Origin of the sequence: Dapis hubbardiae BLCC-M172 (assembly GCF_050016015.1) — a bacterium.
Lineage (GTDB): Bacteria > Cyanobacteriota > Cyanobacteriia > Cyanobacteriales > Microcoleaceae > Trichodesmium.
In genome coordinates this window covers 1-8,341 of the sequence record NZ_JBNHEQ010000117.1, presented here as the reverse complement: position 1 = coordinate 8,341, position 8,341 = coordinate 1, and the positions used below count along the sequence as shown (strand labels likewise).

7 protein-coding genes are annotated in these 8,341 nt (G+C 34.3%); 5 read left to right on the top strand and 2 right to left on the bottom strand.

What is annotated here, in order from left to right:
- Positions 1–230 precede the first annotated feature (230 nt).
- From pyrF to ACP6PK_RS10930, 3 genes are all read left to right on the top strand, one after another.
- Entirely contained in the window at positions 231–944 is a 714-nt protein-coding gene (gene pyrF / locus ACP6PK_RS10940; RefSeq protein ID WP_426559625.1) for an orotidine-5'-phosphate decarboxylase, read from the top strand.
- 683 nt (positions 945–1,627) lie between these two features.
- Positions 1,628–2,287: a hypothetical protein gene (locus tag ACP6PK_RS10935; RefSeq protein WP_426559624.1), complete on the top strand. Its 660-nt coding sequence runs from the start codon at positions 1,628–1,630 to the stop codon at positions 2,285–2,287.
- Positions 2,288–2,410: 123 nt separating this feature from the next.
- The gene (locus ACP6PK_RS10930) at positions 2,411–2,644 is read left to right on the top strand and encodes a DUF167 domain-containing protein (protein ID WP_426559626.1); all 234 of its coding nucleotides are present in this window, start codon (positions 2,411–2,413) and stop codon (positions 2,642–2,644) included.
- Between the two features lie 73 nt (positions 2,645–2,717).
- Here ACP6PK_RS10930 and ACP6PK_RS10925 read toward each other — a convergent pair whose 3' ends face one another.
- Both ACP6PK_RS10925 and ACP6PK_RS10920 read right to left on the bottom strand, forming a co-directional pair.
- Positions 2,718–3,221, bottom strand: a complete 504-nt coding sequence (locus tag ACP6PK_RS10925; protein WP_426559623.1) for a phosphotransferase family protein — start codon at positions 3,219–3,221, stop codon at positions 2,718–2,720.
- Between the two features lie 200 nt (positions 3,222–3,421).
- Positions 3,422–4,147: a uracil-DNA glycosylase gene (locus tag ACP6PK_RS10920; RefSeq protein ID WP_426559622.1), complete on the bottom strand. Its 726-nt coding sequence runs from the start codon at positions 4,145–4,147 to the stop codon at positions 3,422–3,424.
- 490 nt (positions 4,148–4,637) lie between these two features.
- Between ACP6PK_RS10920 and ACP6PK_RS10915 the strand changes: the two genes are divergently transcribed.
- Both ACP6PK_RS10915 and ACP6PK_RS10910 read left to right on the top strand, forming a co-directional pair.
- Positions 4,638–5,306: a phosphoribosyltransferase gene (locus tag ACP6PK_RS10915; protein WP_426559621.1), complete on the top strand. Its 669-nt coding sequence runs from the start codon at positions 4,638–4,640 to the stop codon at positions 5,304–5,306.
- Positions 5,307–6,166: 860 nt separating this feature from the next.
- Positions 6,167–8,245, top strand: coding sequence for a dynamin family protein (locus tag ACP6PK_RS10910; RefSeq protein WP_426559620.1), 2,079 nt, complete (start codon positions 6,167–6,169; stop codon positions 8,243–8,245).
- The last annotated feature ends 96 nt before the right edge of the window (positions 8,246–8,341 follow it).

The following is an 8,341-nucleotide window of genomic DNA, read 5'->3' as shown; positions in this document are numbered from 1 at the left end:
TCTAGGAAAATTTCTCATCGGTAAAAAGTTGTCAAAACTATAACGTCTTAGTTTTGTCTTTGACTGCCGAAAAATAGAGAAGTGGAAATTTTCCATACTTTACCTTAGACTCATAGTCAGAAAAATTTAGTAGAGAAAATTTTAGACTCAGAGTCTAGGAAAATTTCTCATCGGTAAAAAGTTGTCAAAACTATAACGTCTTAGTTTTGTTTTATGGTCTAGCAAAAGTAATGACTATTGATAAAATTATCGTTCCCTTAGATGTTCCGACTGAGGCAGCAGCGATCGCCTTAATAGATAAACTACCCGAAATAATCTGGTGGAAGGTTGGTCTAGAATTGTTTGTTAGTTGTGGCCCTCAGATTCTCTCAATTCTTAAACAACGTCAGAAACGGATTTTTCTAGATTTAAAGTTCCATGATATCCCTAATACTGTTGCTGGAGCTTGTCGAGCTGCTGCTAGTTATGGTGTCGATCTACTAACTATCCATGCTACTGCTGGTAGAGCAGCTTTGACTAAAGCACAAGAAGCTGTTATGGAAGGGGCAAAAGCTACAGGGCAAAACTCACCAAAGTTAATAGCTATTACTATCTTGACAAGTTTGACATCTCGTGATTTAGCTTTTGACCTAAAAATTCCTTTAGAGTTGCCAGAATATGCTTTGCAGATGGCATTATTGGCTCAGGAATCTGGTTTAAGTGGGGCGGTTTGTTCTCCTCAAGAAGTGGAGCAGTTGAGGCGAGTTTGTGGAGATGATTTTGTCTTGGTTTGTCCGGGAATAAGGCCAAGTTGGGCAGAGGTAGGAGACCAGAAGCGATCGCTTACTCCTAGTCAGGCCATTAAAGCTGGTGCTGATTATCTCGTGATTGGCCGACCTATTACTGCTGCTGCTGACCCAAAAGAGGCTTTGGAACGTATTTGTCAAGAAATTGAAGAGATTTAGAAAGAAGAGACTTTGGTGTTTAATTATCAGTTATAGCACTACGCATTTAGGTTAAGGCATTGTTGACATACTCTCCGGCATAAAAGCGCGGAGATTCTCCTGAAACCAGGATTCTTGGTTCAACGAGTCCACTTAAATTAAACACCTTACAGGACCTAACTCAGAGGCGGTTCTCTCCCCAAGCGTTTGCTCTATTCCAAGAGCCTGTTTCCGTATGCCCTACGGTACAGTTCAAACCTTAAAAAAAACTTTGGTTCTCTGATACTTGTTGCTTAGAGCTTTTCCATGTACAAGCATTCGGTGTACAAAACTCCATAACTCTAGTTTTCAAGGTGCAAACGCTACAAGGCTCGGTAGCTATAGGTTTTTAGAGCGGTTGAATACCTTTCCGCTTTTTTAAGTATAACATAAAGTCCCCCTTTTAGGGGGAGGCTTTAAACCCAATTTTTCGGTAAATTCTGAAATTTAGTCAGAGATTACTTTTGAATTTTGAATTTTGAATTTTGACTTGCGCGTAGCGCTATACAAGTAACTCTGGTTAAATTTAGAGCGTTGAAATTGGTATGAGGTTAAATAGTTGAAAAATTTGATTTGTAAATTCTTTGGAAAAATTACTGAACAGTAAATTATTTTCAGACATGATAACTTTCAGGGAGATATTAATATGATAATCCTAAAGCCGAATGTTATTTTATTTGAGAATATTTATTTCTATAATCACGATTATTAGTACAGTTAGTTTCGATTTATTTTTACCTAGTTCTATATTTTTTACTATCAACAATCAAATAATTGTTAGAAGGAGAAAACCTAGACGACCTAAAAGACAAATAAAAGAAGAAATAAAACCTACTGAAACACCGAAAAAAAAATCTACTTGCCCTGAAAATTCTGATAATTTAGAAATTCTAGTGGCAGCCTTAATGTTAGATTTACCAAGTTATGTTAATCGAGAAATTCAACGCGATCGCCAACCAAATAAGGATTATTTAAAAAGGAATATAGTTATTGCAGGTCGTCCTGAGTTTGAACCTTTACCAATAGATGATACGTCTTTTATACAGGAGGATATTAATCAAATTTTTCTCACAACTTTAGAAAGACAATATCAAGATAGTCAGGTAGTAGAGTTACAACAATTTCATTGGTTATTTCTGAGGCAAAATCAGACACAATGGGAATTAGTTAATATGTTTTCTATAGAAGAAAGTTTACTAGAAAATATACCGCCCCAACCAGAAAAAAGTATTAATGGAGTATTTGCTAGAGGTATTAAAGCTTGGTTAAAAGGATGTTATTTTCAGGAAAAAGGAAGAATAATAGAGGAAGGAGGAAGCAGATGAGAGAAAGTAATAAACTGCTTTTCAGATTGATGAATTTACGTCAAAACCCAAACCAAGTAGATATTTTCCATAAAATCTCCTTACTATGGTCTACTGAAATTAAAAGTGTTGTATAACTTAAGTATGACTATTTTAAAAGTAAAAGTTAAACCAAATTCTAAACAAGAAAGTATTGAAGCTGAAGCAGATGGCAGTTTCAAAGTATGTTTAAAATCTCCTCCTGTCGATGGTAAAGCTAATCAAGAATTAATTAAACTATTGGCAAAAAAGTTTAATGTGAAAAAATCAGAAATTACGATTAAATCTGGTTTATATTCCAAAAATAAATTGATTGAAATTTCTCAGCCAGAAACTTAATAATAAAACCATATACTAATCCCTACTCCCTACTCCCTGCCAAGTGCAAAAATACTTTTTTAGCAAACTCTACTTAAATTTTCCACTGCAAAAGTTGTCTCATAAAATTGGGTATACAACCTTCAAACTCCTGTTTTGCTCTTGGTTCTAAAGAGGCAATAATATACTGGTATGTAATAGCATAATGTAAAGCACACAAAGGCTTGGTTAATTTCCAAGCTTCTAGTAAACGTGACTTTGGTTCATAAGCCGTCCATTGGCTCAGATATTCATATGGTGATAAAAAAAGTCGTTTTTTATCGGAAAAAAATAATTTACACATATCAAAGAAAGGATGAGAAATACAACTATCAGTCCAATCATAAATGATGTAGTTATTGTTATAAAAGGCAATATTTCCTAAGTGTAAATCGCCATGGATTAATGTTTGCGGTATTTTATATTCAGCCAGTTTGGAGCATAAATTTTTCAGATGTATTGCACGTTTTTGTAGCTGCTTAATTTTTACTTCATTAAATTCAGATAGAGCATTGTCATCATTAAATAAAACATCAATTTGAGTTGATAAAGTTGCCAAAGTTCGGGCAGAAAAACCGATACTTAATAAGCGATCTATATGCTCAAGTGATTTAATTTGTATTTGAGCAAGTAACAGAAATTTTGCTCATTTGACTATGCAAACTTAAATACTATTTAAAATTAACTATAGCAATTTTTATAATTAATAATTAATAACTGGACAGTACAATATTTTGCCTGTCCTACAAAAGACTTTGTTCAAAAATCTATGGAATTATTATCACTTTGAAGCTCTTCTAACTTTTGTTTAACTGCCTGAATATCTTGCCACATTAACCACTTTGGTTTACCAGGTTTTCTAGAAGGGTTACGCAAAAGATAAGATGGATGAAAAATGGGCATACAAAGTCGCCCCTCCCACTCCATCCATTGACCCCGAATTTTAGTAATACCTCGCTTATCACCAGTCAAAGCTTTAACCGCTGTTGCCCCAGTTAAAAGAATAATTTTGGGGTTGACAAGACGTATTTGTTCTAATAAGTAGGGTTTACAAGCTTCTATTTCTTTAGGAGTAGGAGTCCGGTTTTCCGGTGGCCGACATCTAGCAGCATTAGATATATAAACGTCGTCGCTACTCAACTCGACAGACTGCAAAATTTTATCGAGTAGTTGCCCAGACCTACCCACAAAAGGCAGACCTTGTTCATCCTCATTTTGTCCTGGTGCTTCCCCAATAATCATAATTTCTGCTTTGGGGTTGCCTCTACCAATGACAGCATTAGTCCGGTTTTCTCCTAGTTCACACCTATGACATTTGTTACAATGAACAGCTATTTGCTCCATTGTTTGATATGTTCCTAATGGAATAGGAATTTTAACATCTGTAGGAATTAGGTTAAAGTCCGAGTCTGAGTCAGAGGTAGATTCTGAGGAGTCATCATTGTTTGACAAGTCAAAGAGGCTGAGTTGTTTTTCGCTAGACATAATTCGGGAAGTCAAAATTCAAAATTCAAAAGTCAAAAGTAAGATTTTCAGGGAAGTTAAAAGTTAAAAGTCAAAAGCTAAAATATTACTTTTAACTGGTGCGATATAGCAATCCTAAAAATACTTAATAGGATGTAAAATTTTATTATAGGAGTTTGGTTTCCCAACCCAAGCTAAAATAGGATTTGGAGGCTATCCCTACAGTTTTTTTCACAAATCATTTAGGATTGCTATATAAGAACAAATAGCACGTTGTATATAGTTTAGAGTGTTAGGTCAAAAGCTTCAAAATTAAAGACTATTAACTAGAATGTAAGTATAAAGTAGATTGTAATACCAATTCACTTTAAAGATGTCAAAACAAATAGTTTCCAACTTTAAATTATTGTATGCTCAAAGTTCTATAGCTCTCTATAAAATCTTAATGCATGACTTTTGACTTTTGATTTTTGACTTGCACGCGCTATACCAATAGTTGGAGGGCAGAATTATGTCATCTATCCATATATTTCGCGATCGCGCTCATGCCGGAAGAAAGTTGGCCGAAGTTATTTTTTCCAACTTTTGCCATGAAAAGTTAACCACAAATTCGCAATTTAACCCTATTGTTTATGCTCTACCGAGAGGAGGGTTGCCAGTTGCAGTGCCAGTTGCTCGTCGTTTGGGTTGTCCATTGAGTGTGGTGGTGGCTAAGAAAATTACTTTACCGTCTAATCCAGAATTAGCTCTCGGTGCTATAACGGCAGATGGTTGTATAGTTTGGTCAAAGCAGAAACCACGGAGTTTACGAGTTCAATCTGCTCTGATTCAAAAAGCACAACAAAAAGCTTTATATCAATTAGAAAAGCTGAGTGTGGGAAAACCAGAAATTAGTTCTTTAGATAAGTTAGCGATATTGGTTGATGATGGAATAGCTACAGGAATGACAATGATAGCTGCAGTTAAGTCTATTCAGTTGCAGAAACCTAATGCTGTTTGGATATGTGTACCAGTTGCACCTCCAGAGTTACTTCCAGATTTGAGGGAGTGTTGCGATCGCTTAATTGTGTTAAAGACTCCTCGACCATTTTTGAGTGTAAGTCGATTTTATACTGAGTTTACTCAAGTGGAAACTGAGGTTGCTTTGACTTGTTTACAGCAACAAACGGAATGGTTATAGTCAGTTATCAGTTATCAGTTATCAGTTATCAGTAATGAAAGTTTTTGTTTGTAGTATTGCTCTAGCAATATCTATTTTAGGGCTAGAGCAATACTACGATAGCTTCTAATTATAACTATTTTTTTTTAATTTGGTATTAAAACAGGTTGCTCAATTTTACCGAAATAATTAATAATTAAACAATTAAATAATTAGATCATTCACGCCTTGAAGCCTCCCCTTTCAAGGGGAAAAAAATAAATCTTTTCCTTATTCGTCAATCCTCTCCCTAAAAGGGAGAGGTAATTATCAATTATCAATTATCAATTATCAATTAATGAAATATTATATCATGTCCTTTTGTATCGTTTGTGTAAAAGTTGGGGAAATATCTACCGCCATATATATAAGGTTTTTTCTTCTCTTAAAACTTCTTCCTTCTTCCTTCTTACTTCTTCCTTACCTTCTCACTTGCAATACCAATGCTACCGGACATAATATTAATTCTAAATATTTATAGTTTTGCAGATTTAATTCGTTAAGGATAAAATTTTTAAGAAGGAATTAGAAATAAAAAACACTTTTGTGTTATCTTAATCCTTAGCTCAAGTATTAAAGTAGATTTTTTGTTTTCTGTTATAGCACTACGAAAAAGTGTTAGGAAATTGTTCAATAATTGATAATTGATAATGGATAATTGATAATTACCTCTCCCTAAAAGGAAGAGGATTGAATCAAAGGAAAATAAATTCATTGTTTCTCCTTTAAAGGAGAGGCTTTAAACCTTAATTATTCGGTAAAAGTGAAATATTTTACATTAGTAAATTTTGACTTGAGCTGAATGCTTAAAGTTATACCTATTCTCTTAGAAAATAAAAAAAATGATTGACAAAATAGAAGCTGAAAATTTTATTCAAGATTTGGCAAAAGTAGCGGAAGTTCGTGCTAATGTTGCTCATAGTTTAGGAAAAATGTCTGAGACTTTAGAAACAGCAGAATTAGCAGGTAAAAAAACGTCTGGTGAGTTGGGTTTGGCAAGAGAAATAGAGGATATTAAGGTTGCTAGTAAAAATCTCCGAGATGGTGTATTTCGATTAATGGTTTTGGGAGATATGAAACGAGGTAAAAGCACTTTTTTAAATGCTTTGATTGGTGAAAATATTCTTCCTAGTGATGTTAATCCTTGCACGGCTTTGTTAACTATTTTGCGCTATGGAACGCAGAAAAAAGTAACGATTTATTTTAATGATGGGAAAAGTCCTGAAGATTTAGATGTTAAAGTTTTTAAGCGCAATTATACAATCGATCCAGCAGAAGCGAAAAGATTAGAAAAGGAGAATAAACAAGCTTTTCCTGATGTTGATTATGCTATGGTTGAATATCCTCTGCCACTATTAGAAAAAGGTATAGAAATTGTTGATAGTCCGGGATTGAATGATACGGAGGCTAGGAATGAATTATCTCTGGGATATATTAATAATTGTCATGCCATTTTGTTTGTGATGAGGGCAACTCAACCTTGTACTTTGGGAGAACGTCGTTATTTAGAAAATTATATTAAAGATAGGGGTTTGACTGTATTTTTTCTGATTAATGCTTTTGACCAAGTTAGAGAAAGTTTGATTGACCCGGATGATGCGGAAGAATTAGAAGAAGCAGAGGCAAAAGTTAGAAAAGTTTTTCATGCTAATTTGGCTGAATATTGTGTGATTGATGGTCAAGATATTTATCAAGAAAGGGTATTTGCAATATCTGCTTTGCCTGCTTTACGACGGCGGATAAAAGATAGTTTTGCTTCTCTAGAAGGAACAGGTTTTCCAGAGTTTATGGGTGCTTTGAGTTATTTTTTAACGAAGGAAAGAGCTGTTCAAGAATTTCGACAAGCTCAAACTTTAGCTAGTCAAGCTAATAGTCATGTTCGAGAGGCGATCGCTAGAAGAAAGCCTTTATTAGATGAGGATGTAAATGAGTTAAAAGCTAGGATTAATTCTGTGGAACCGGAGTTTAAAAAACTTACAGAAATTCGTGACGAATTCCAAAAGGAAATTAGAACGGTTCGTGATAATAAAGCTAGAGTTGTGGCTGATTCTTTTCGCTCTTATGTTTTAAATTTAGGTGATACTTTCGAGGCTGATTTTTTACATTATCAGCCAGATTTAAACTTTATGGATTTTCTGAATAACGATAAACGAGAAGGGTTTGAAGCAGAACTAAAAAAAGCATTTGAACAATATATTAATGATAAATTAGCTGCCTGGACAATAACTGTGGAAAATGAAATGGATGCAGCATTTTTAGAACTATCAAGAATGGCTGCTCATTATGGTGCTTCTTACACTAAAGTTACAGATAAAATTACTGAAAAAATTACAGGTAAAAAAGTTAATTCTTTCAGCGGTTATGGTGAAGAAGATGACTCTCCCACTTGGGCAAAATGGGCGATGGGATTATTTTCTTTAGCTAGAGGAAATATTGCTGGAATGGCAATGGCTGGAGCTGGTTTTGATTGGAAAAATATTTTATTAAACTTAGTTACTGTGGCTGGAATAGGAACAATTATTGCTACAATAACTGGCATAACTTTAGGTCCGGTTGGTTTAGCTTTATTAGGTTTAGGAGTGGGAGTAATGCAAGCAGACCAAGCCAAAAAACAATTAGTTCAAGTCACTAAAAAGGAGCTGGTAAAACATTTACCTCAAGTTGCTCAAGAACAGTGGCAACCAGTCCATGATGCTATTAAAGAATGCTTTGATAGTTATGAGCAAGAAGTAAGTGAAAGGATAGATGATGATATTCAATCTCGCCAGAGTGAATTAGATAATTTAGTTAAGCAAAAAGAGGAACGAGAAATTAATCGTGGAGAAGAATTAGCTAGGTTTGAGCAGTTAGAAACTGATGTGTTATCTGAGTATGAAAAAATTGAGAATGTCTATAATAATTTTGTAAGAGCAATTACTTGAGGAAGGAATAAGAAAAAAATGATGGGGATAATTTCTCCAAGTTAGAGACTGGAGAGTAAAATAATTATTAAGAGAGCACGCGAAGTGACTAAAATC

Bases quoted from the DNA above. Each gene is read 5' to 3' on its own strand.
- ACP6PK_RS10935 (WP_426559624.1), top strand. From the start codon at position 1,628: ATGTTATTTTATTTGAGAATATTTATTTCTATAATCACGATTATTAGT.
- ACP6PK_RS10915 (WP_426559621.1), top strand. From the start codon at position 4,638: ATGTCATCTATCCATATATTTCGCGATCGCGCTCATGCCGGAAGAAAG.
- ACP6PK_RS10920 (WP_426559622.1), bottom strand. From the start codon at position 4,147: ATGTCTAGCGAAAAACAACTCAGCCTCTTTGACTTGTCAAACAATGAT.
- ACP6PK_RS10910 (WP_426559620.1), top strand. From the start codon at position 6,167: ATGATTGACAAAATAGAAGCTGAAAATTTTATTCAAGATTTGGCAAAA.
- pyrF (WP_426559625.1), top strand. From the start codon at position 231: ATGACTATTGATAAAATTATCGTTCCCTTAGATGTTCCGACTGAGGCA.
- ACP6PK_RS10930 (WP_426559626.1), top strand. From the start codon at position 2,411: ATGACTATTTTAAAAGTAAAAGTTAAACCAAATTCTAAACAAGAAAGT.